Source organism: Pseudomonas psychrophila, assembly GCF_001043005.1.
In the GTDB taxonomy this organism is placed as follows: domain Bacteria; phylum Pseudomonadota; class Gammaproteobacteria; order Pseudomonadales; family Pseudomonadaceae; genus Aquipseudomonas; species Aquipseudomonas psychrophila.
Window position 1 is genome coordinate 117,059 of sequence record NZ_JYKZ01000011.1, and the last position, 24,032, is coordinate 141,090.

A 24,032-nucleotide genomic window follows, 5' to 3' on the forward strand; every position below is an offset into this window, starting at 1 on the left:
TCTGTGGGAGCGAGCCTGCTCGCGAATGCTTTTCGCGAGCAGGCTCGCTCCCACAGGGATGGTGTTATGGTTTCAGAAGCTGTACTGCGCCCCGGCTCCGGCATACCACGACCGTCCTGGCGCGGCCTCGTAGAAGCGGCTGTTGCCGTCCGCCACAATCACCGAACCCACATATTGGCGATCCAGCAGGTTGTCCAGACGCAACGTCTGGTGAAAGGTCCAGTGCTCGACCTTCTGCTCAAACTTGGCCCGCCAGTTGAACACGCTGTACGCCGGTGCCGCCTTGGCGGAGTTGGTGTCTTCGACATACACCTTGCTGCGATACATGCCTTCGACGGCGGTGCTGAGCCAATCAACCGGCTTCCAGTTGACCTCGGCAAACAGTGTGGTCTGTGGTACGCCGGGCAGGTAATTACCTTTGTCGACCGTGCCTTTGGTGCTGGCAAAGTCACTGTCGTAGGTCGCTTGCAGGCGGGTATAGGCGAGGGTTGAGGTCCAATGCTCGGCCAGCTGGCTTTCGATGCCCAGCTCAAAGCCGCGGCGCAAGGTGCGGCCGGCGTTTTGGTAAGTGGTACGACCGCCAGTATTGCTTGCAACCACCAGCTCATCTTCAGTGGTGATCTGGAATACCGCCGCATTGATTCGTGTGTTGTTTAGCTGGGCTTTCAGGCCCATCTCGTATTGAGTGCTTTCGGAGGGCTTGAGGCCGAAGTTAAAGCCCCGACCACTGGGCGAGTACGCCAACTCGGCCTGGGTCGGCGTTTCAAAGCCCTTGCCCGCGCTGACATAGCCATGCAGCTCAGGAGTGAAGGCGTACATCACGCTCATCGACGGCGTGGCTTTCTCATAGCGTTTGGTGCCGCTGTCGTCGCCGTTGCTCAAAAATTGATCATCGACGTCCATCTCCATGGTGCTGTAGCGCAATCCGGCCTGCACGGTCCAGTTGTCCAGCGCCCAGTTGGCCTGCACATACGGGTCTAGGCTGCGGGCAGTGTCCACTTCGTCGCGCACCAGCGCACCTTTGACCCCCAATTGGTTGCCAATGTAGTTGTTGTATCCGTGACGGCTGTCCTGGCTCTGGTCGAAGTCCAGGCCGCCGATCAAGGTCAGGTCACCCGGCACGCCATACACCGGTTGCATCCAGCGCAGGCTGCCGCCGTAGAACTTGCGATCGAATTGAACGACGCCACCGCCCTGTTCGTTGCCTGGTGTGCCTTTAGGAATCGCCAAATACTGAATCACGCTTCGGGTGCCGGTGTAGGCATTGACCTGCAGGGTCGCGTCGCCGATATAGCGCTCGTAGTTCATTCCCAACTGCTGATGGTCGATGCTTTTGCGGGTGTTGTAGGTCAGGGCGTTGGGCGTCACGGAGCGCGGGTCGGCCTTGTAGGCGGCCCAGCTTTGGCCCAGCGGGTCTTGCGTACCGTTCTGCTCAAGGCTGCTGTAGATCAACGCCAGCTTGCTGTCTTCATCGGGTTTGAGGTTGAGCTTGGCGAAGGTCTGGTCACGGCGGGCGGCGCTGTGGTCGCGGTAGCCGTCGGTGTCCATGCGCGAGGCATCAAGCACAAAGCCCACGTCATCGGTGGCGCCCTCGGCGGTGAGGTGGTTTTTACTCAGGCCGTCGCTGCCGACTAGCGTTTCGGCGCCAATACGCGGCGGGCCTTCGCCGTCACGGGAGAACATCTGGATCACGCCCCCGGCGTTACTGCCATACAAGGTGGCTGCCGGGCCGCGCAGAACTTCAATGCGTTCGGCCGTGTCGAGGTTGAAGGTCGCAGCCTGCCCCTGACCGTCCGGGGTGCTGGCGGGAATGCCATCGGCAATCAGTTTGATGCCACGTACGCCAAACGCCGAGCGGGCGCCAAAGCCCCGGGATGATATTTGCAGGTCCTGGGCGTAGTTCTGACGGTTTTGCACCACCAGCCCTGGTACGCGGGACAGCACTTCGGAAGCATTGATGCCTAACTGGCCATCCTTGATGTGTTCCTGATTGATGCTGTCGACCGAGTACGGCAGGTCAAAACTGGGGCTGGCGCTGCGCGAGCCGGTAATGACGCTGGGGTCCAGTTCCAGGGTTTCGGCATGGACCAGGGGCGTCAGGCAGAGGCCTGGCAGCAGGGCCAGGTGAGCGGGTACGAAATATTTCATGGGCAAATCGGGGTTCCGTGTGACGCGACCCGTCCAGGGCAACGGGGATGAGGCTAGCAGAGGGCGCGCAGTTTAGCGGCTGAGGTGGGGATATCCAGTAAAACAAGCACAAGGACATGCCAGGGCATCCTTATGCTTGGGAGTTTTGAGTCTGAGACGTCGCGTTACTGCACGTGCGTCATGTTGATGTCTTGCAAGGCATGGATCAGGTCTTTGAGCGTGTCATAACGTTTTTGATGGAGGGTCGGCCAACTGTCGCGCTCGATAAACAGTTGCCCCCCGGGGTCGGTCTGCAAGGGGGTGTGAATGATTTCGTGGCTGCTGGAGCGATGAATCAACTGCGCGCCGTTGGTTGAAGCATTCTCAAACCGGAAATAGCCCGGGTCTTTGAGCCGGGTAGTGGTTTGCGCCAGAGAGAGCGCAGGGCGTTTGGGCTGTCTGCCCGGTGTATCGATTTGCAGCCAGTAGTCATTTTTCAAAAACACGTAATTGTCATGTGCCATGACCGGCGGGATGATTTCCCCTATGTCCTGACGCAAGCCAAGGCTGGTGCCCGGAGCCGTATCCGAAATCCGCACACCCACAACGCCCTCGAGTTCGGCCAGCCCCGGAATGCCTTCAAACGTGTTGGCATGAGAATTACCCGTGAGGGCAACCCATTTGTGCTCCCCGGTGCGTGCCTGATGGGCACGAATCGTGCGCGACGCAAAGTAGCTGAACGTTTCATAGCGGGTCAGCCAAGGCGTTTCGCTTGGCGTGCCTTTAGGGAAGTAACTGGCCGAGCAATCAATGGCGACAATCTGGATGCCATGCTGTCTGGCCTCACGCACCAGTTGGCTGAATGTGTAGGTGCTGTTGGGATCAAGGCGATGGCCTAGGTCCTGACTCTGTAGAAACCTGTCCAGCTTCAAGGGCATTTTTCCGGTTTGGAAGTAGTCATCCAGAAGGCTTTGGTGCAAGTCGCTTTGCAGGTGTTCCATGTAGAGTGTTTTTACATCGCTCGCGGACAACTGGGCCATGTGTTCAATCAAGATTTTTTTGCCCGATTGATGGGCGTGGGTTTCACCCCAGACGATGCCATCCGAATGCTCGAACAAGTACTTGAGCAGATCTTGCTGCGTGACGTTGCCTGCCAGTACCGGGCGAGTGACGCGGGGTTTTGCAGGTTTTGTCAGGTACCAAGCTTTTGCATCCGCCAGCAGTTTGACCCTCAGGTTGATGAACGCCCGATTCGCCGCGCTGTGATGGGAGGTGACATCCATAAATGCGTAGTCGCCATCCAGGGCGGCGCGGTAGTTGGCGATGATGTCGCCCAGTGTTTCCCTGTATTCACCCGGCATGTCGTAGTCGCTGTATTTGACCGCAGGCGGGTCGATAGCCAGCCCAGTATGATCGCGGACCAATGGCTCCCAGCGCTTGCTGTTGTCCGCCAGTGTGTGCTTGATTTCCCAGCGCCCGGCGGTGCGTCGCACCTTGTAAGTTGCGCTGGCTTCGCTGTGCGAGCCCCGTGGTAGTTGCAAGTACCAGGTGCGCCCCAGCCAGCCGCTATAGACCTCAAATACAATGCCGTTTTGTTGGATGTAACGCATGTTGCTCAGCCGGTAGATGCCTTGCTCGTCAGGGGTGTGACGGCTGAGGTCGACGCCACTGATTCGTGCGCGCTCTATGACGCGTTCAATTCCAGGTTTTTGCTTGAGCAAGGGTGCGGTCAGGTCGGCATCCCAGAGGCCTGCCGAGAGTTGGCGCAGGGGGATGCGGTACGGCGCGTCAGGTTTGCGTTCATCCACGGCGCGCCAGAGTTCATCGAGGTTGTCGTACCGGCTACGGTAAAGATTGCCGTGGGAGTCTTTGGTGTAGTGGGTGGTCTGTCCATTGCTGGCGAGCGCCTCGTAGACCCCGGCACCGTATGTGTCTCCGGTACGCAGCCTTAGCCCGACACCAGGGGCTGTGCTGGCGCCCCCTGGACTCAATGAGGGGGAGGGCTGCTTGATACGCTGGCGGATCGTTTTGCCGAATATTGCAGAGCCGGTGAAGTCTGACGCTGCATCAGTCAGGTGAGTGATGGACTCTAAGAAGTGCAGCAACGCTTCGTTTTTTTCGTCTCGTTGCAGGGCGTCGAGGCCTCTGAGGATCTGATGGATAAACCGCGCCAGTACGATGGGCAGCAACACCTTGATCGGTAGCGCGAACGAGATGATATCGATTGCCGTCAGCGCTGCGTCGGTTGCGGTGCTGACGTTGCTTTCCCAGGTCGAGGTTGTCTGCTCGTCGGCATCGTGAATGGCATGCAGGGCTTCGGTGTCGTAAGACGTTTCGAACAGGTTAGGGCTGATGGCCTGCAGTTGCAGGTGGCTGTCGGTCAGGCCCTGGATGAGCAGCGGTTTGATATAGGCCTGTTGTGCTGCCGTTACGCGACGCAGCAGGTAGCTGCGCCATTGAGGGCGTGACAGCATCTGGCCCAGCTCATTGCGTGAGTTGGCGATCAGGAACCAGCGGTTCTCTGAGGCGTCGGGGGTGTAGCACAGCAATTGTTGCGAGCCGGTTGAACTGAAAACCAGGACCCCCGGCAGTGGTTTGTAGCGCAGCATCAGCAGATGGACTTTGACCTGCGCACCGTTGACACGCGGGCGGCTGCTTTCTGCTGGGTGCTCCAGCGCGGCCCTGACCCACGCCGCCTGATCGGCGCTCAGAGTGCCCGACAGTCTGGCTTCGAGCAGGTCCAGGCTCAGCTGTGCTTGCTTGAAGGCGACGTAACGCTCCTTGCGCCACTGGGCCTGTCTGGAGTTGACCAGCAGGTCGTTGAGCCTTTTTTTGTAGTGCTCGCCGATGTCCAGTTGGCGCACCAGGGCTTTGAGGTAGCTGCTGTTCAGCACCGGATGCCTGTTGCCCGCGCCATCCTTGACCTGTGCAGTCAGGGCGAAGGTCAGATCCCAGATGCCGACGTTGGACAACGCCAATTCGCTCAGGCTGCGCCGGGTGGTGTGGTAGCTGATGGCCGGTCCCGTCCTGTCCAGGCTCACCCCGGCAGCAAACCCGGAGCCGCCAGTGGGGTTGATCAGCGGGCCGGTGCGTTGGGCCTCTGTGGTCGAGATAAAAATATCGTCGGGGTCTACGTCCATACCGTGGTCTTTTTTGATCTGTTGTCGCAACTCAAGGCGGGCATAACCTAGCAATGTGTGTTTACGCCCGATTTCACCCAGGGGGCGGGCGTCGTCGGTCTCGGCCGCCTGGCGTTGGTGGTTCAAACGCTCAACCGCCAGCCGCCATTGGGTTTTGTCTTCCTCCGAGGCGTTTTTCAACCAGTCGGGCAATTGCCTTTCCACCAGTCGGGTGTAGCGGTTTCGCACAATATTGGTTGGATTGAGGGGCAGGCTTGAGTTCAGTGACTGGTCGATAGACTCGGATAACAGATCGAGAGACGCGTTTTGCTTCAGGGTGCGTGCCACAGACCAGGCATGGCGCAGGTCGTGTTCTTGTTTGTGGATCAATTGATTGCAGTAGAAGGTGGGTACGTCATGGTCCTCCACCGGGTGGTAGCTCACGTCCTCATGAGCCATGGCCGACATGCGCTGCTCTGCCAGTACGCAATCGAGCAGCGCCTCGCGCTGGTAAGGGTCTTTGAGCCGGGCGCTCAGTTCATGGGTAAGCGCGGCGATTGAGTCGAACTCTTGCAGACCGCTGTTGGGCAGGTAAAACACGACGGTGTGCGGGCTGGCGTCTTGAACCGCACGGATGTCCCGGGGGTCGGCAGAACCCAGGGGGAGATTTCTGCGGGTGATCACGAATGCGCCATGAAGGGGGCTGGGGTTTTGGGGGGCAGGGCCGGTGAATGCCAGCGTATAAAAGCCGTAGGCGCTGGGGCTTTGTTGCGCGGATGGCAAGTTGGTATCAGGTAAGAGCTGGTTAATGGCTTCCATCGCGTTGGGGCTAAGGGTGGTGTCTGTGTGGCGTACGGTAGCTTCGGCCCGGATCAGTTTTTGGGCCAATTGAGCCAGCCAGTCTTTCGGGGTCAGCGCGTTGAGATCGTCATGAGGCGTTCGCCAGAAGTCATTCAAGGCATCCCTCACACACAGTTCTGGGGAGCGGACTACAAACTCAAGGTACTTTTCAAGCTCCGGGATGGTGATGCCGCTGGCAAGGTCCTGGTCGTCCAGGGTGTAGGCGTCTGTGTAAATCCGCGACGAACCCTGGACGAAGGTCGGAACCTTTGCGGTTTGATAACACTGGTCTATGAGGGCGGTCACGGACTGGCTGACGATGGTCGGAAGCTGCCCGGGTTCGGGCACTGCTTGTGCATTGAGAAAGAGAAAGTCTGTGCAAGTGTCAGCGGGAAGGTGCGGGAAAAACATCCGCAAGCGGTGATCCAGTGACAGATCGAGGTTGGGGAGGGCATTGCGCAGCAAAAGCAGTTCGTGTGCTGCATTTGTCAGGTTTTCGAGGGGGGTAGGCATCTTGTATGTCCTGTGAGTTGACGCGTACGTCGGTGTAATCACAGGAAACCCCCAAACGTTCAGGGGCTGGGCTTACATAGATCTAGAATTGGTTGTTGGCGGACTCTGGTGTGAGGCGTGGCAAATCGCGCTGGGTCATTTGCGGTGTCTTTACGCTATAATCCCGCTCTTTAGCTGTTTCTCGCCTTGCGGGGGACGCATTAATTTTTCAGGCGCCCGCCGCCTGCCTGCATTCAAAAGAGGCCCAACCTGTGGCATTGACGATTCTTGGCCTGTCCGGCGCCCTCAGCCATGATCCCTCCGCAGCCCTCTATATCGACGGCAAGCTGGTAGCGGCGGCTGAAGAAGAACGCTTCGTGCGTGATAAGCATGCAAAGAACCGCATGCCCTACGAGTCCGCGAAATTCTGCCTTGAGCAGGCGGGTATCAAACCTTCCGACGTTGACGTAGTGGCGATCCCGTTCGCGCCGATCAGCTTGTTCGGCAAGGCACGCTGGCATTACGCCAAGCGCTACTGGTACGCCCCGGACCGCGCCCTTGACGCGATCCTGATGGGCAACCGTCGCTACAAACGCTATCGCAACAAAATCGTGTTCTGCCTTGAGCAACTGGGTTTCGACCCGAAGAAAATCAAGATCGAACCGGTTGAGCATCACCTGGCCCACGCTTCCAGCGCCTACCACTGCTCGGGTTTCAAAGAGAAAACCGCGATCCTGGGTATCGACGGCAAGGGCGAGTACGCCACAACGTTCTTCGGCTACGGCGAAAACGGCAAGATCACCAAGATCAAGGAGTTCTTCGATCCGGACTCCCTGGGTGGCCTGTACGGCGCGATTACCGAGTTCCTCGGTTTCGAGATGCTGGACGGTGAGTTCAAGGTCATGGGCATGGCGCCGTACGGCGACGCCAGCAAATACGATTTCTCGCGCCTGGCCTCATTTGAAAACGGCGAGCTGGTGATCAATACCGAATACGCCAACGTGATCGGCCTGCGTCGCTACAAAGAGAAAGGCAAGGGGTTCTACTTCTCGCCAAAACTGATCGAGTGGCTGGGACCAAAGCGCGAAGGCGATATCGCCGACGAGCCGTATATCCACTACGCGGCCAGCATGCAGGCGCTGTTTGAAAAACTGTCGCTGCAGATGATCGATTACTACCTGGGCGACATTCTTAAAGAAACCGGCAAGATGGCCTTTGCGGGCGGCTGCGCGTTGAACGTGAAGCTGAACCAGAAAATCATCGCCCGTCCTGAAGTCAAAGAGCTGTTCGTTCAACCTGCCTCCGGCGATGCCGGCACCGCTGTCGGCGCCGCTGCTTACGTGTCTCACGCTCGCGGCGTGCCGGTCGAGAAGATGGAACACGTCTACCTCGGCCCTGCCTACAGCAACGAAGACGTGATCGCAGCCTGTGCCCGTCACCCTGGCAAGCCTGCGTATCGCAAGATCGAGGGCACCCCGGAGAAGATCGCCAAGATCATGGTCGACGGCAACCCGGTGGCCTGGTTCCAGGGCCGCATGGAGTTCGGTCCGCGTGCATTGGGCGGTCGTTCGATCATCGGTTGCCCGAGCAGCGAAGGCGTGGCTGACCGCATCAACGAACAAATCAAGTTCCGCGAGCGCTGGAGGCCTTTCTGCCCGTCCATGCTCGACACCGTTGGCCCGCAGATGATCAAGGTCGATCACCCGGCACCGTTCATGACCTTCACCTTTGAAGTGTCTGACGAATGGAAAACCCGCGTGCCAGAGGTTGTCCATGAAGATGGCACTTCCCGTGCCCAGGTGCTCAAGCGCGAATACAACCCGCGTTACTACGACATGATGAAGGCGCTCGAAGTGCTGACCGGTAATGGTGTGTCGCTGAACACGTCGCTCAACCGTCGCGGCGAACCGATGGTCTGCTCGCCGACCGACGCGCTGAACATGTTCTTCGGTTCCGATCTGCAGTACCTGATCATGGAAGATATTTTGGTAGTTAAAGACGGCGCCGAGACTTATGAATCGCTCGACTGAGCGTCATGTGCTGCAGTTCTGTCACGGCTATGACGGGCCGTTCCTGGACTGCGCGCGCCAGTACGCCAGCCTGTTTTCCGGCACCGGGTATAAGGTCACCACGGTCTTTTTGACCGGGGCGGCCGACCCTGAAGTGGCAGCAGGCTGCGATTCTGATGAAGTGCTGTTTATGGAGTTCAGCTCAAAGGCCATTCGTGGCCTGAAGCTGGGCGCCATCGCGAAGCTGCGCAAGATCGCAGCTTCGCGCAATTTCAGTTTTTGCATCGCCCACCGCTTCAAGCCGATATATATCGCCTTGTTGGCCACTGGTTTGCCGGTGATTGGCGTACATCACGCATTTGGCGACTATGAGCGGCGCAGTCGCAAACTGTTCGCTCACCTGTTTCGCAAGCGCCTGAGCCTGCTCGGTGTGTCAGACGCGGTGCGCGACGACATGCGCAAGTGTTTGCCCAAGTGGCCGACTGGCCGTATCAACACGCTCTATAACCGCATCGATATCGATACCGTACAAGCCGACCAGTTGTCTGGCACTCCGGCGCGTGAAGCGTTGGGGTTGTCGGTTGACGGTTTTATTGTCGGTAACGTCGGCCGTCTGCATCCGGACAAGGACCAGGCTACGCTGATTCGTGGTTTTGCCAGTGCATTGCCCAACCTGCCTGCTGACAGTCAGTTGGTGATCATGGGCAAGGGTCGTCTGGAGCAGGATCTCAAAGAACTGGCCCACGAACTCGGGGTCGGCGGGCAGGTGCTGTTTTTGGGCCAGGTGCCCGATGCACGGCGTTATTTCCGGGCCTTTGATGTGTTTGCGTTGAGCTCCGATCACGAGCCGTTCGGCATGGTGCTGCTTGAAGCCATGGCGGCAGGCGTGCCGTTGTTGGCGACGGCTTGTGGCGGTGCAAAAGAAGTCGTCGAGGGTGTGGGTATCCTGTTTCCACTGGGCGATGCTGAGCATCTGGCCCAAGGCCTGCAACACTTGGCGCAACTCAATGATGAGCAGCGCCTGGCGTGCGCAGAGCTGATGCTGGCACGCTTGCATGAGCGTTTCAGCGATGAAGCGGTGCGCGATACCTTCTGGCGCTTGGCGCAAGTCACCGATCTGACTGCGGAGTCCTGATGCTCAATCGATTTCAAGGCTGGCGCGAGCGCAGCTGGAGCGTTGTCGATGCTGACACCTATGCCAATGCCTGGCAGCGCTTTGGTGGCAGTGTTGCCACCCATCCGCTGGTGGTTGAGCGCCTGGCGCAGTTGGCGGGTATCCCGGTGCGGTATCTGGCCTGGGAGCAAGACGGCGAGCTGAAAGCGGCGATCCCGACCTGGGGACGCGATCTCGCCTTGTCCAAGGATGTGCTCAAGCGTCACGGTAAAAAAGGCCTGTTCGACCTGGGCAATGCCGAGCTGATCCTGCCCGCTGCTGCGGATGCTCAAGCGCCTTTGCGACATCGTGGGCGTTATCTGTCCCAACTCAATGAGGGCCGTTTCAGTACGCTCAAACCTCAGGCCGAGCAGTTGGCCATGGCCCGCACACCCGAAGAGCTGTCGAAAAAATTCCGCTATAACCAGCGCCGCGAGCTGCGTCTGCTGGAAGAGGCTGGCGGCGTTGTGCGCCCGGTTTCTGAGTTTTCCAGTGCAGAGCTGGCGAGCATTTATTGCGATTTATTCCTGCGGCGCTGGGGTTTTGTTGCCACCGGTGCGGAGCGCATGGCCGAAGTGATCGAGCTGTTGCGTGAACTGTTGATCGGTTCGGTGATTTTTCTCAATGATGCGCCGATAGCCATTCAACTGGTGTACCGGGCCGAGTCGCCAGAGTGGATCAGCGTCGAGTACGTCAATGGTGGCGTCGACCCTGAAACCCGGGAATTCAGCCCCGGCAGCGTGTTGAGCTTTATCAATACCCAAGCCGCCTGGGAGCAGGCCCGTAGCGTCAACAAGCCTTTACGCTTCTCGTTTGGCCGAGCCGATCGCGAGTACAAAGAGCGTTGGTGTAACCCGGTGCCTGTGTTCAAAGTCTGAAACATACGCACATAAACCTTGTGGGTGCGGGCTTGCTCGCGATGGTATTACTGCGATTTTTTTTACATGTCGTAGTGCCTGCACCGCGAGCAGGCCCGCCCACGGGCGTTCAATCACAAGAGCCAAGTCATGAGCCAGCCCATGAGTCGCAAGCAACAGCTCCTCAAGCGTCACCGGCGCAACAAGCGTATTAGCCTGCTGATTGGCCTGCTGGTGCTGATTGCCAGTGGTGTGGTGTTGGCCTGGTGGCTGGCGCCGGTGTTGGCGGTGCTGGGTTGGGTGGCTCACGAAGCCTGGTTTGCCGATCACTTGTTCTATTCGGCCCAGGACGATTACCGGTACAACTTTGCGCCCGACACTGAGCACCCGGTGGTTCGCCTTGTGGGTGACAAGCTGGTTGTTGATCAGCCGCTGATGCTCGATGGCGATGAAACCCTGATTCTGGCAATCAAGATTAAAAGTGGCTGGCTGGGGCGTTTTTTCGATCCGTATGTACAGCTGTCGGGCGCAGAGCCAGCAGACCGGCAAACCTTTGAACGTGGCGTCAACGGTCTGCGCTATCTGAATTTAAGCGGCTGCGGCTCGGCTCTGGTCGGTGGGAGACTGCATGTTCGCGGTCGTTTTTGCCGCGCCCTGGGTCAGCCTGAACTCTGGGTTTTCCGCCAGCCCGATTATCGCGATCAGCGCGTGATGGTGATCGCCCCCCACGCCGACGACGCTGAACTGGCTGCTTTCGGGTTGTACAGTCAGGCCCGGGAAGCCTGGATTGTGACCCTGACCGCGGGTGAGATCGAAGCCGAACATTATCAACAGATGGGTCTGGAGCGCGCCGCCGCCGCACGTCTCAAAGGCCGCTTGCGTGCCTGGGACAGTATGGTTGTGCCGCGTTGGGCCGGTGTGCCTGAAGGCCGTTGCGCGCAACTGGGGTATTTTTGCCTGCAATTGCCCGCCATGCGGGCTGCCCCCGATCAACCGATGGCTTCGCGAGAGGCTGACTTGAGCGACACACGCGTGTTCCGCCAGTTCAACCCGTTCCCGCTGCCCGGTGATCTGGATGGCGCACCGACCTGGAATAATCTGCTGGCGGACCTGCGGGCGTTGATCCTGCGCGCTCGCCCAGAAGTGGTCGTGCTGCCGCATCCGGCAATCGATCCGCATCCAGACCATATCTGTGCCCACGCCGCCGTCATAGAAGCCCTTGAGGGCCTGGCGTGGCAGCCGACCACCGTGCTTGGCTACGCCAACCATCTGCATGACAACGATCGTTGGCCGATGGGCAACAGCGGGGATGGCATTGCCTTGCCGCCGGTGTTCGATGCCTCCCTCAGCCTGCGCCCTTGCAGTCTGGCGCTGAACCTGGAGCAGCAGCGAGACAAGGCCATGGCGCTGGGCATGATGCATGACCTGCAGCCCCGAGCCGCACTCAAGCGCAGGCTGCGGCGGTCGATACAGCAGCTCTTGGCAGGCAGAACGCCATCACCTTATGGCGAAAATGAATTCTTTCGCAAAGCGGTTCGGCGTCATGAACTGTTTTGGCGACTCAAATAATAAGAACACAGTAAGCAGGGCCATAGCATTGGTTCTAATCTCGACCTTTACATTGAGTTCCTCGTGATAAAACCATCACCGCGTATTTTATTTGTGATCCCTTACTTCGGCCGATGGCCGTTCTGGATCCCTTTTTTCCTCGAAAGTTGTCGGCACAATCCTGATATTGACTGGCTGTTTTTCAGTGACTGTGGGGTACCTGAAAACCTGCCGGCCAACGTGACCATTGAACCCATCAGTTTTGCCGATTATTGCCATAAGGTGTCGGAGCGCCTGAAGATCGATTTCTCGCCCAAAGACGCCTATAAGCTGTGTGATATCAAACCGGCGCTGGGCTATATCCATGAAGACCGCCTGCAGGGCTACGACTTCTGGGCCTTTGGCGACATTGATCTGATCTACGGGGATTTGCGCAGCTATTTCACCGCCGAGCGTCTGGCGCGTTATGACCTGTTTTCCACCCATGAGCGCCGAGTGGCTGGCCATTTGTGCTTGCTGCGCAATACGGCTTGCAAGCGCGAACTGTTCATGAGGATCAAGGACTGGCAGCAGCGCTTTACGGATGACCAGCATCATGCGCTGGACGAAGGGGCTTTCAGCCGGATTTTCCTGTGGCGCAAAAATCTGCCAAAACCGCTGTTCGAGCTGGTGGGCCAATTTAATCCACTACGCCGTACCAGCGAATTCACCGAGGCATTCAGCACCCCGGGCGGGTGCATCAAGTGGCATGACGGTACTGAGAACTTCCCGGGCAAGTGGTTCTGGATCAACGGCAAATTGAAAAATGATCGTGACGGCGACCATACCTTTCCTTATTTTCATTTCGTGTGCTGGAAGCGTAATGAGTGGGCGAAGCTGCCTGCTCCTGATCCAGTTGCAATCCAGCGTCTTGCTGCAGAGCCGACCTGGGTTATTGATGCCACCGGGTTTCACCGGGGAGACTTATGAAGCGTTCCAAGGTTTTGCAATTGCAGCCCGATTACAACGTCAAATCCCATGACTTTGCCGATCTCGCCGAGCAGATCGTGCGCGCGCTCCCCCGTGAGCGCTACGAAATCACGGCGGCCTTTTTGCGTGGGCGTCCGGGTCCGGGTGAGCCGGTGAGCAAGGCTGATCACTCGGTGTATTTCGAATTCAGCGACAAATCGCTCAAGGGTATGCGTCTGCGCGCCATGTGGGCGTTGTATAAGTTTTGCCGTAAAGAGCAGTTTGATGTGGTGATTTGCAACCGCTTCAAGCCGGTAAATATGATGCTGCAACTCAACCGCTGGCTGAAGATCCCGTTGTGCGTGGGCATTTCACACGGCTTTGGTGAGTACGACCGCTTCTATCGTCGCAGCCAGGCCAAGCGCCTGATCGACAAGGCATGGCGCTTTGTCGGCGTGTCGCCTGCGGTCAAACAGTATCTGCTCGACTGCAAGTGCGGTTTCACCGAGCAAAATACCGTGGCCATCACCAATGCTATCGACATTGAACAAGCTGAAGCCCTGCAACTGCCACGCCAGCAGGCCCGTGAAAAACTCGGTCTGGACCAGGATGCCCGGATGATTGGGGCACTTGGACGGTTGGTCCCGATCAAGGGCCATCGTTTCTTGCTGCAAGCCTTCGCCGCCCTGAAAGACAAATACCCGACCGCGCAGCTGGCAATCATCGGCGCCGGGCGTGAAGAGTCGCGCTTGCGCGACCAGATCGAGCAGTTGGGCCTCAATGGCCGTGCGCATCTTCTGGGTTTTCAAGAGAACGCACTGCAGTACGTGCGCGCCTTTGACATCTGGACCATGCCTTCGCTGGCTGAAGGCCTGGGGTTGGCATTGCTTGAAGGCATGAGCGGGCATTTGCCGGTGATCGCAACCCATGTGCCGGCGATGTTGCCGCTGATTGAAGGCGCCGGTGGCCTGGCCGTGAAGCCCAGCGATGTGGCAACACTGACCGCCGCGCTGGATGAATACCTGGCCTTGTCGGATCAGGCACTGCAGGCCAAGGGCGAACAGGCATATCGCTACTTGCAGGAGCACCACGACATTGAAGTGTTCCGTCAACAGTATCTGGATTTGATCGACTCTGGCTTGAGCCAGGCACGCAAGGAGCACCCATGACAGATTCGCAACCCTTGGTAACGGTGATCATCGCCTCTTATAACCACGGGCCTTATATCGAGCAGAGCATCCAGAGTGTTCTGGACCAGACCTATCCCAATATTGAGTTGTTGGTGATCGATGACGGCTCGCCCGATGACAGCGTGGAGCGCATTGAGCGCTTGCAGGCGGTGCATGGTTTCGACTTTCGGGTACAGCAGAATCAGGGGCTGACCAATACCCTTAACGGCGCTATTGCCCGCGCCAAGGGCAGTCTGATTGTGCCGTTCGGCTCCGATGACATCATGATGCCGGACCGCATTGCGGTGCAGGTCGCGTATATGGATGGCAAGCCCGAGGTGGGTATTTGCGCGGGCAATATCGAGTTGATCGATGCCCAGGGCAACCCCTTCCCGGAGAAGCGCCAGCGCCGGGATGTGCCGTTCAGGCGTCTGGATTTCGATGACATGTTCCTTGAGCGCAAACCGTATCCGCCAGCGCCCACCCTGATGATCCGCCGCGAAGCGCTGGACAAGGTGGGGGGGTTTGACCCGAGCATTCGCCTTGAAGACCTGTACATCGAGCTGAAGATTACCCATGCCGGGTACTTTATCGACGGTCTGAACGTGGTGATGGCGCGCTATCGCAAGCACGCCACCAACTCCTACAAGAACCATCGCTTCATGATCGACAGTATTTTGCGTATCTATGCACTGTTCAGTGATCACCCGCTGTATGACGAGGTGCGCTACAAGTTTCTCAACTCCATGTTCCTGAAAACGGCCAATCGCAATCGTGCGCTGGCCCGTGAGTTGTTGGCCCAGATTCCGTTCAAGCACTGGACGGGTAAGACCTGGCGAGGCTTGGGACGGTTGTATTTTTCGCCGCTGGAAAAAGACTGAGACGGGAGGGCGTGCGTCTAGGGCTGGATTGAACGATGTTGGGCGAAGCGTGCGATCTGTCCATGACCTAACCGTTTAGAACGGCATCCGTGGGGATGGGGTGGTGGGCAGTGATGGGTGGCTGTGCTCCAACAGGATCTTGCTGTCGGGTGTAACGATGGGTCACGCATGATGTAGAGCTGTATACGGTTCTGGTCAGGAGCACCTGAAGGTGCTCCCCCTGATGCATCAGGTTGCCGCTTGTACCTTGATCTGCTGGCTAAGGCTGTTAACGGCCACAGGATCAGCCAAGCTGGCATAGCCGTCGAGTAGCGCCTGCAGCTGTTCTTCGAACAACCAGCGACGATCTTCAGGATAGCGCTGCATGTGGCGCAGGTTGCGCTTGCGCAAGGCGATCCGGAGCGATGAAGGGTAGATGTGCATGTCGGCGATATCGATCAGGGCGAATTCACCATCGTCCATCAGCAACACATTACCCAAGTGCAGCGAGCGGAAGTAAACGCCCTTGCCATGCAGGACCGCCAGGAACTTGCCGAAACGCTCAACCAGTGCCTGGCGAACCGCAGGCGATCCCATCGATTGCATCACCTGACGCAGGGTTTGGCCCGGTAGCGGCTGATAGAGCACAGCAGTGCTGCCGTCAGTCAGTTGATACAGGTCCAGGATTTTAGGTGCTGCAATCCCCATGTCCTGCAAGCGCTCGCTGTTTACGGCAAAGCGCTCGGAGTACGGGTTAAAGCTGCCGGACGTGTAGCAGCGACGCCCGCGGAACAGCTTGAGGAAGTTACCGTTTTCCAGGCGCAGGACTTTTGGCCCCAGACCATCTTCTTCAATGACGTGTGCATGGGCCTGAAGGGTGTCCAGAGCTGCCCGGGAGAGGCTGCGAACAGGCCGGTCACGCAGGGTCTTGAAGCGCTGGTTGATGCTCAGTGCAGCAATCAGGGCCAGCGGAATCCACAGCAGGTACCAGTGTTCTTTGGGCCTTGGCAATATGCCGCCGCCTTCAGTCAGGCCGGCCCCGATGCCGTACACCAGCCAGGCAGACGCCAGGATGAACAGCGGTTGCACGCGATGGCGCCAACTGCTGTACAGCCCCCAGACCTGCATGAACAGCCAGGGCGTGAAGCCCAGAATGCCGGTGTAATAAAGCACACCCAGGGCGAAGTTGTGAGGTTCGCTCAACAGTAAGCCCGCACCCGGATCCAGGCTCAGAGTCGATTCGTAACCATGCCCGATCCAGGGCATCAGCTTGATCTGCTCAAGCACCAGTTGCCACAGCTCAAAACGGAATGAGCTGCCGCGGCTCATAATCATCTCGGAGAACAGTGCTATCACCACGACTCCACCCGCGATGAGCATGCTCATCAACGCCAATGAGCGACGGTTCCAGCAGATAAAGCTCAACCACACCATGGCCATGACCACTGCCACCAGGGGGGTTCTGGAACCGGTGGCCAGCAGTGCTGCGAACATGATGGTAAAAGCAGGGATCGCGATAAACAGGATCTGCGGGCGTTTGCAGGTCATGCCCAGGGTGAGCCAGTAAATGCAGAAAAAGCCGAAAGCGTGGGAGCTCAGCAGTGGATTGTCGAACGCTCCCGCCCCCACCATCCGATCTTGCGGGGCGAAATGGCTGATAAACATGTACAGGTTATAGACGGTCGCGACCAAGGCGATGATCGCCGCCGCGAAGAACACCGGCTGCAGGCTTTCACTGCGGTATCGGGTCAGCAGCGTGCAGCCCCAGAACAGCATCAGCAGGTGCAGGGCCGGCTTGAGCGAGCCCAGGAAGTCTTCTTCGCCGTTAGTCCACATCAGGCTGGCCATCGCCCAGGCGGCAAATAGCATGAAGCCGAGGACTATCGGGTCACGCAGGATTTCTTTCAGCTCCCTGGGCCGCAAGATAATCGCAATAAGGGTCGGAATACTGAACAGGCCGTAATACAACTTGTGATGCAGACTGCGCCCGGGCAGGAAATAAAGGTCGGAGAGGAGTAATAAAAGGCCGACAGGGAGTAGCCACAGGCAGATGAAATCAAACACCCGCTGCTTTGAATAATTTAAGTAACTGAATTGCATGCTGAAAGGTTCATTCCAGGTTTTGGACGGCCATACTAGCGTACTGGCCCTGAAGTGTCGTTTTTACTGCCCTGCGAGGCCGGGCTTCAAGCGGCAGTCAGTACACCAGAGAAGCTGTGATAAAGTCAGCTTCCTTTTTTACTAACCGCCGCGTGATATGACCGAATCCAGCCCCAGCACAAGCGAATCGAGCTTGAAGATATATCTGCGCCTGCTCAGCTATGTCCGGCCTTATGTCGGCCTGTTCCTGCTGAGCATCCTCGGGTTTCTTATTTTCGCTTCGACCCAGCCAATGCTTGGTTACATCCTCAAGTATTTCGTCGATGGCCTGTCCAATCCGGACGCAGTGCTGTTTCCCACTATTCCTTATTTGCGTGATCTGCGCCTGTTGCAGGTCGTGCCGATACTGATCGTATTGATCGCCGCATGGCAGGGCCTGGGCTCCTTCCTGGGCAACTACTTCCTGGCCAAGGTGTCATTGGGCCTGGTGCATGACTTGCGGGTCCAGCTGTTCAACAACCTGCTGGTACTGCCCAATCGCTACTTTGACAAGCACAACTCCGGCCATCTGATCTCCCGTATCACCTTCAACGTGACCATGGTTACTGGCGCTGCCACCGATGCGATCAAGGTCGTTATCCGTGAAGGCATGACCGTTGTGTTCCTGTTTGGCTCGTTGCTGTGGATGAACTGGCGCCTGACGCTGGTGATGGTTGCGATCCTGCCGCTGATTGCAGTCATGGTGAGTACGGCCAGCAAGAAATTCCGCAAGCAAAGCAAGAAAATCCAGGTGGCGATGGGCGACGTGACACACGTCGCCTCGGAAACCATCCAGGGTTATCGCGTTGTACGCAGCTTTGGTGGTGAAGCCTACGAGCAAAAACGCTTTCTGGAAGCCAGTCAGAGCAACACTGACAAGCAACTGCGCATGACCCGCACCGGGGCGATTTATACCCCGATGTTGCAACTGGTCATCTACGTGGCCATGGGCGTCCTGATGTTCCTGGTGCTGTACCTCCGCGGCGATGCCTCGGCAGGCGACATGATTGCCTACATCACCCTGGCAGGTTTGCTGCCCAAGCCGATTCGTCAGCTGTCTGAAGTCAGCTCGACAATCCAGAAGGGTGTGGCCGGCGCTGAAAGCATCTTTGAGCAACTGGACGAACAACCTGAAGTCGACACCGGCACTGTTGAGCGCGACCACGTCAGCGGTCGTCTTGACGTGCGTAACCTCAACTTCACCTACCCTGACACAGACCGTCAGGTGCTCAAGGACGTGACTTTCACGGCCGAGCCGGGGCAAATGGTGGCGCTGGTGGGGCGTTCCGGCAGCGGCAAGTCGACACTGGCGAACCTGATCCCGCGCTTCTATCACCACACGTCGGGCGAAATTCTGCTCGATGGCGTTGATATCGAAGATTACCGCCTGCTTAACCTGCGTCGACATATTGCCCAGGTGACTCAGCATGTGACCCTGTTCAGCGACACCGTGGCCAACAACATCGCCTATGGCGATCTGGCAGGTGCTCCCCGTGCCGATATCGAAAAAGCCGCGCGTGATGCCTACGCGATGGACTTTATCGAGCAATTACCGCAAGGCCTGGACACTCAGGTCGGCGAGAACGGCGTGCTGCTTTCCGGCGGTCAACGCCAGCGTCTGGCGATTGCCCGGGCGTTGCTCAAAAACGCGCCGTTGCTGATCCTCGATGAGGCCACCTCGGCGCTGGATACCGAGTCTGAGCGTCATATCCAGGCAGCCCTCGACCACGTCATGAAGGGTCGTACTACCCTGGTGATCGCTCACCGCCTGACAACCATCGAGAAAGCCGACCTGATCCTGGTCATGGATCAGGGCCAGATTGTCGAGCGCGGCACCCATGCCGAGTTGATGGCGTTAAACGGCTACTACGCGCGTCTTCACTCAATGGGCCTTGATGCCCCGCAAACCTCTGGCGATATCGCCTAGCATTGTGTAGCCGCTGGCGAATACTTCGGCAGCGGCTACACAACACTTTCGCTTTGCCTGATTCTCATTCGCTGCGATTAATACCGTGAACTGACCTGCGTTCACCCTGTGTTAATATCGCGCCCCTGTTCATTTTGTATGTGGGATCTCCATGAAGTTGTCCATGCCGCGATTCGATCAAGCCCCTGTCTTGGTGGTAGGCGATGTCATGCTCGACCGTTATTGGCATGGCGGGACCTCACGGATTTCCCCTGAGGCGCCGGTGCCGGTGGTCAAGGTCGAGCAAATCGAAGACCGTCCAGGCGGCGCTGCCAACGTTGCGCTCAACATTGCCGCACTGGGTGCGCCTGCCTCACTGGTCGGTGTGACCGGCGACGATGAAGCCGCCGACAGCCTGGCCAATCGGCTTGAAGGCGCCGGTGTTCGTGCACTGTTCCAGCGTATCGCGCATCAGCCGACCATCGTTAAGTTGCGGGTCATGAGCCGTCACCAGCAACTGCTGCGTATCGATTTCGAAGAGCCGTTCGCCACCGACGCCCTGGCGTTGGGCGCTGAAGTTGAAAACCTGCTCGAAGGTATCAAGGTGCTGGTGCTGTCCGACTATGGCAAGGGCGCCTTGAAAAACCATCAGGTGTTGATCCAGGCCGCACGTGCCCGAGGCATTCCGGTGCTGGCTGATCCCAAGGGCAAGGACTTCTCGATCTATCGTGGCGCAAGCCTGATCACGCCCAATCTCAGCGAGTTCGAAGCTATCGTCGGTGGCTGTACCGATGAGGCCGATCTGGTGGCCAAAGGCGCCAAGCTGATGGCAGATCTGGATCTGGGGGCCCTGCTGGTCACCCGTGGCGAACATGGCATGACCTTGTTGCGTCCGGGCTTTGCGGCCATGCACTTGCCCGCTCGGGCTCGTGAAGTGTTTGATGTGACAGGCGCTGGCGATACCGTCATTTCGACCCTGGCCGCAGCCATTGCTGCCGGCGAAGAACTGCCCCACGCCGTGGCGCTGGCCAATCTGGCGGCCGGTATTGTGGTCGGCAAGCTGGGTACGGCCGCTATCAGTGCGCCGGAACTGCGCCGGGCGATTCAGCGTTCCGAAGGTTCGGAGCGTGGTGTGCTGAGTCTCGATCAGCTGTTGCAGGCCATCGAAGATGCGCGGGCCCACAACGAGAAAATCGTCTTCACCAATGGTTGCTTCGACATCCTGCATGCCGGTCATGTGACCTACCTGGAACAAGCGCGGGCCCAGGGCGATCGCTTGATCGTGGCGGTCAACGATGACGCTTCCGTGAGTCGCCTGAAAGGCCCGGGGCGCCCGATCAACAGCGTTGACCGGCGCATGGCCGTACTGGCTGGCTTGGGCGCGGTGGATTGGGTGATCAGCTTCCCTGAAGCGACTCCGGAAAACCTGCTAGCCCAGGTCAAGCCGGATGTGCTGGTCAAGGGCGGCGATTACGGGATCGATCAGGTGGTCGGTGCCGATATCGTGGCGGCTTATGGCGGTACGGTAAAAGTGCTGGGGCTGGTTGAAAACAGCTCGACCACGGCGATTGTCGAGAAAATCCGCGGTCAGTAATTACCCGGCAGATGCACTGTGGGAGCGGGCTTGCTCGCGATGAGATCGACTCGGTTCTTCTGACAGACCGAGCCGCCTGTATCGCAAGCAAGCCCGTTCCCACATGTGCAGAGCGCTGCGCTCAAGCCTTCTTCACGACCTTCCTGAAAATCTGCCGCGCCTTACCGGTCAGGCGCTTGAGCCTGGACTCCGGTGTCGGCGGGCTCAGGCCTTGCTGCTTGACCCAATCTTTCCAGTGAATCCGTTCGTCGTGTACCACCCAGCCGTCTTGAGGCGCAAAGCTCTCGGCCAGACGCACGCCCCGGGTACTTGCGGGGTGCAGTTGGTCTTTGGTGAGTGTGTACAGTTCGGCGCAGGGCTGGCCATCGGTCAGCGGGATCAGGTACAGGTCCGGGCGCTTGCGATCAAGGCGCGCGACCAGTTGATCACCTTCCAGTCGCTCATCGACATGAAACAGGCTCAGGGACTTGGCCTCCTTTGGCACTTCCAGGCGCAGGTCGTATATCAGCTGCAGTGACGCCGTCGGTAAATGCACGTAGGTTCGTGGCCGCTCGAGCAGGGGCTGGCTGCCACAGCGTACGGGCCGCGCTGCGCCAGACAGCGGCGTGAGGCGAAAGGGCAGGGCTTCACGGTAATGCAGGGCGGCGGCATAGGGCGCCGGTAGCCATGTTTCGTTGAAGCGTCCGCTAAGCCAACCCTCGGGGGTTTCCAGCAAGCATTCTTCGGCAATTTCCTGGATGGCGGTGTGCAGGGGCAGGTTGACCTCATGGGCGGGGACATAGCCCGAGATCAGCTTGAGCACCACATCGCCCCGATCCTGACGGCGTTGGCGCACCAACACCCAGTAATCGCGGCCTTGCCAATGCAAGGTCAGGCGTACCGATACGCCAAGATTCGCCAGTTCCAGTGAAAAACGCTCACTGTTAGCCACTTTCACCGGTCGGCGTTTTTGCAGGGTTTGCGTGAAGTTCAGCGGCATCCCGACGCTTTGATAGCTCAAGCCTTCAGGCGTGGCCTCGACAAACAACGGCAGGGTTTTGAAGTCGCTGGGGTTCTTGCGGATCAGCATGCGCGGCATCTCGGCTCCTTCTTGCGTCGGGGTCGGCCACATCGGCGGCTTCAGGTTTTACGCAGTACCTGCGCAACAGTCGCCACGTTATGGGCCAGGTGCAGCGGATTGATGGTACCGACAATAGCACTGGCAACTCCGTGATGGCCAAATACCAATTCGAAGCTGGCGCGCACCGGATCAACCCCCGGGCTCAAGCACACATGTCCACTGGCCAAGGCCTTCTTAACCAGAATGGCCTTGCCGTGGGCTGCGGCGTAATCGATAACCGGCAGTTCGGCTTGCTCATTGAGGTTGAAGGTGACCATCGCGCAGTCGCCTGTTTCCAAGGCCTTCAGCCCGCCTTCGACGGTTTTACCTGACAGGCCGAAGCCGCGAATCTTACCTTCGCTTTTCAGTTCGGACAGGGTCTCGTAAACCTCGCACTCATTGAGAATCGCAAGGTCATTGCCATCAGAGTGAACCAGCACCAGGTCGATGAAATCCGTTTCCAAACGTTGCAGGCTGCGCTCCACCGAGCGCCGTGTATGAGCCGCGCTGAAATCGTGGCTCGACTGGCCGTCGACGAACTCTTCGCCCACTTTGCTGACAATCACCCAGTCTTGACGCTGGCCGCGCAAGAGCGGGCCCAGGCGTTCTTCACTGCGGCCGTAGGCGGGCGCAGTGTCGATCAGATTGATGCCCAAATCACGGCTGAGCTTGAGCAGCATCCGCGCTTCGTCATCATCCGGGATCTGAAAACCGCTGGGATACTTGACCCCTTGGTCGCGGCCCAGCTTGACGGTGCCAAGGCCCAGTGGCGAAACCAACAGGCCGGTACTGCCCAGCGGGCGATGAAATGCGTGCAGGGTTGGCTGGCTCATGACAACAGTTGCTCCCAGGCTGTTTTGCCCAAAGGCGGGCGCGGTAACTCAGGCAAGGCCGGGGTATTGCCCGGCTTGATACCGTCGTTCTCCAGTGCCTGCATCACACGATCCGAGAAGTCAGGCGCCAATGCCAGCTTGGTCGGCCAGCCCACCATCAGGCGGCCTTGATCCGCAAGGTAGGCGTTGTCCGGGCGTACAAGGCCCGACTGCGCAGGCTCGGCGCGGTTGACCCGCAACGTGGCCCATTGCGCCTGGCTCAGGTCGACCCAAGGGAGCAAATTGCCCAGTTCCTTTTGCGCAACGGCAATTTGCTCGGCAGGTTCGCGGGCAACCCCATCGGCTTCGGCGATGTCACCGCCCAGGTACCACACCCACTCGCCATCTGCTGCCGGGTGTGTGGTCACGGTAACGCGCGGCTTGGGGCCACCGCCCAGGCAATGGGCGTACAGCGGCTTGAGGCTTGGGCCCTTGACCATCACCATGTGCAACGGGCGCAACTGTTGGGCTGGAACACTGATGCCGGCGCTGGCCAATAGCTCGGCATTGCCTGCGCCCGCACTCAATACGATGCGCTGGGCATGAATGTCGCGTCCGTCGACCCGCAGGCCGATCAGTTCGTTGTTTTCAAACAGGGGTTCAATGTTCTGGCCAGCCAGCAGGCCGTCACCCGCCAACTCCGCCAGACGCTCGATCAGGCTCGGAACATCGACCACCAGCTCTGCCAGGCGATAGACCTTGCCCTTGAAGCGCGGATCTTGCAGAGCAGGGGGCAATTGGTCGCCTTTGACCTGATCGACCCGGCCACGTACGGCCTTGCTGGCAAAGAAGCTGGTGAGATTGCCCGCCAGGGTACCGGGCGACCACAGGTAATGGGCTTCGGAGAGCAGGCGCACGCCGCTCAGATCCAGCTCGCCATTACCGGCCAAGGCTTCACGCCAGCGCCTGGGCATATCGGCGATGGCTTCCGAGGCGCCGGTCAGGGCCCCATGTAGCGCGTATTTGGCGCCGCCATGAATAATGCCCTGTGATTTCACGCTCTGACCGCCGCCCAGGCTTTCACGTTCAACCACAATCGTGGAGAACCCCTGACGTCGAAGACGGGCATTGAGCCAGAGGCCGGCAACACCAGCGCCGACAATCAGCACGTCGGTGGAAATAACAGATGGCATGAGCGACCTCAGCGTTTAAAGACAAAGACCGCAAGTATACAGTCTGATCTTCAAACTGGCCTTGTAGAGGCACTCACTTGGCTGCGCACTGTGGGAGCGGGCTTGCTCGCGATGCGGGCGACGCGGTTTACCTGACAGGCAGTGTTGATTTTATCGCGAGCAAGCCC

The 24,032-nt window shown here is 58.6% G+C and carries 15 protein-coding genes; 9 read left to right on the forward strand and 6 right to left on the reverse strand.

Annotated elements, in window-relative coordinates:
• Window positions 1–72: 72 nt before the first annotated feature.
• Window positions 73–2,148, reverse strand: a complete 2,076-nt coding sequence (locus TU76_RS19845) for a TonB-dependent receptor family protein (protein WP_046809152.1) — start codon at window positions 2,146–2,148, stop codon at window positions 73–75.
• A gap of 164 nt (window positions 2,149–2,312) precedes the next feature.
• The gene (locus TU76_RS19850) at window positions 2,313–6,599 is read right to left on the reverse strand and encodes a membrane-targeted effector domain-containing toxin (protein ID WP_048352374.1); all 4,287 of its coding nucleotides are present in this window, start codon (window positions 6,597–6,599) and stop codon (window positions 2,313–2,315) included.
• Window positions 6,600–6,850: 251 nt separating this feature from the next.
• Here TU76_RS19850 and TU76_RS19855 point away from each other — a divergent pair, with 251 nt between their 5' ends.
• The 7 genes from TU76_RS19855 to TU76_RS19885 all read left to right on the forward strand — a co-directional run bounded on the left by TU76_RS19855 (window position 6,851) and on the right by TU76_RS19885 (window position 15,143).
• Window positions 6,851–8,608: a carbamoyltransferase family protein gene (locus TU76_RS19855; RefSeq protein ID WP_019825376.1), complete on the forward strand. Its 1,758-nt coding sequence runs from the start codon at window positions 6,851–6,853 to the stop codon at window positions 8,606–8,608.
• A complete protein-coding gene (locus TU76_RS19860; RefSeq protein WP_019825378.1) occupies window positions 8,592–9,722 on the forward strand; it encodes a glycosyltransferase in 1,131 nt (376 codons plus the stop codon). Before TU76_RS19855 ends, TU76_RS19860 begins: the two co-directional genes overlap by 17 nt.
• A complete protein-coding gene (locus TU76_RS19865) occupies window positions 9,722–10,618 on the forward strand; it encodes an antimicrobial resistance protein Mig-14 (RefSeq protein WP_046809154.1) in 897 nt (298 codons plus the stop codon). The genes TU76_RS19860 and TU76_RS19865 overlap by 1 nt, the downstream gene beginning before the upstream one ends.
• Before the next feature lie 141 nt (window positions 10,619–10,759).
• On the forward strand, window positions 10,760–12,166 hold the full coding sequence (locus TU76_RS19870) for a PIG-L deacetylase family protein (RefSeq protein WP_048352384.1): 1,407 nt from the start codon (window positions 10,760–10,762) through the stop codon (window positions 12,164–12,166).
• Window positions 12,167–12,229: 63 nt separating this feature from the next.
• Window positions 12,230–13,114 (forward strand): DUF6625 family protein, encoded by an 885-nt coding sequence (locus TU76_RS19875; RefSeq protein ID WP_173667386.1) that lies wholly within the window; start codon window positions 12,230–12,232, stop codon window positions 13,112–13,114.
• Window positions 13,111–14,262, forward strand: coding sequence for a glycosyltransferase (locus TU76_RS19880; protein WP_019825386.1), 1,152 nt, complete (start codon window positions 13,111–13,113; stop codon window positions 14,260–14,262). The genes TU76_RS19875 and TU76_RS19880 overlap by 4 nt, the downstream gene beginning before the upstream one ends.
• Window positions 14,259–15,143, forward strand: a complete 885-nt coding sequence (locus tag TU76_RS19885) for a glycosyltransferase (RefSeq protein ID WP_019825388.1) — start codon at window positions 14,259–14,261, stop codon at window positions 15,141–15,143. The genes TU76_RS19880 and TU76_RS19885 overlap by 4 nt, the downstream gene beginning before the upstream one ends.
• A 228-nt stretch (window positions 15,144–15,371) precedes the next feature.
• Here TU76_RS19885 and TU76_RS19890 read toward each other — a convergent pair whose 3' ends face one another.
• Complete coding sequence (locus TU76_RS19890; RefSeq protein ID WP_048352375.1) at window positions 15,372–17,222, reverse strand: bifunctional O-antigen ligase/aminoglycoside phosphotransferase family protein; 1,851 nt, start codon at window positions 17,220–17,222, stop codon at window positions 15,372–15,374.
• 157 nt (window positions 17,223–17,379) lie between these two features.
• On the opposite strand from TU76_RS19890, the gene msbA reads away from it, so the two are divergent.
• Both msbA and hldE read left to right on the forward strand, forming a co-directional pair.
• Window positions 17,380–19,188 carry a lipid A export permease/ATP-binding protein MsbA gene (gene msbA / locus TU76_RS19895; RefSeq protein WP_019825392.1) on the forward strand — a complete coding sequence of 603 codons (1,809 nt, stop codon included), beginning with the start codon at window positions 17,380–17,382 and terminating at the stop codon, window positions 19,186–19,188.
• Window positions 19,189–19,339: 151 nt separating this feature from the next.
• The gene (gene hldE / locus TU76_RS19900) at window positions 19,340–20,761 is read left to right on the forward strand and encodes a bifunctional D-glycero-beta-D-manno-heptose-7-phosphate kinase/D-glycero-beta-D-manno-heptose 1-phosphate adenylyltransferase HldE (protein WP_019825394.1); all 1,422 of its coding nucleotides are present in this window, start codon (window positions 19,340–19,342) and stop codon (window positions 20,759–20,761) included.
• A 121-nt stretch (window positions 20,762–20,882) separates the two neighbouring features.
• Here the strand turns inward: hldE and TU76_RS19905 are convergent, their stop codons facing one another.
• The 3 genes from TU76_RS19905 to TU76_RS19915 are packed head-to-tail and all read right to left on the reverse strand — an operon-like array spanning window position 20,883 to window position 23,865.
• A complete protein-coding gene (locus tag TU76_RS19905; protein WP_019825396.1) occupies window positions 20,883–21,839 on the reverse strand; it encodes a hypothetical protein in 957 nt (318 codons plus the stop codon).
• Between the two features lie 41 nt (window positions 21,840–21,880).
• Complete coding sequence (locus tag TU76_RS19910; RefSeq protein WP_048352376.1) at window positions 21,881–22,693, reverse strand: aldo/keto reductase; 813 nt, start codon at window positions 22,691–22,693, stop codon at window positions 21,881–21,883.
• Window positions 22,690–23,865: an NAD(P)/FAD-dependent oxidoreductase gene (locus tag TU76_RS19915; RefSeq protein ID WP_019825399.1), complete on the reverse strand. Its 1,176-nt coding sequence runs from the start codon at window positions 23,863–23,865 to the stop codon at window positions 22,690–22,692. The genes TU76_RS19910 and TU76_RS19915 overlap by 4 nt, the downstream gene beginning before the upstream one ends.
• Window positions 23,866–24,032: the final 167 nt, after the last annotated feature.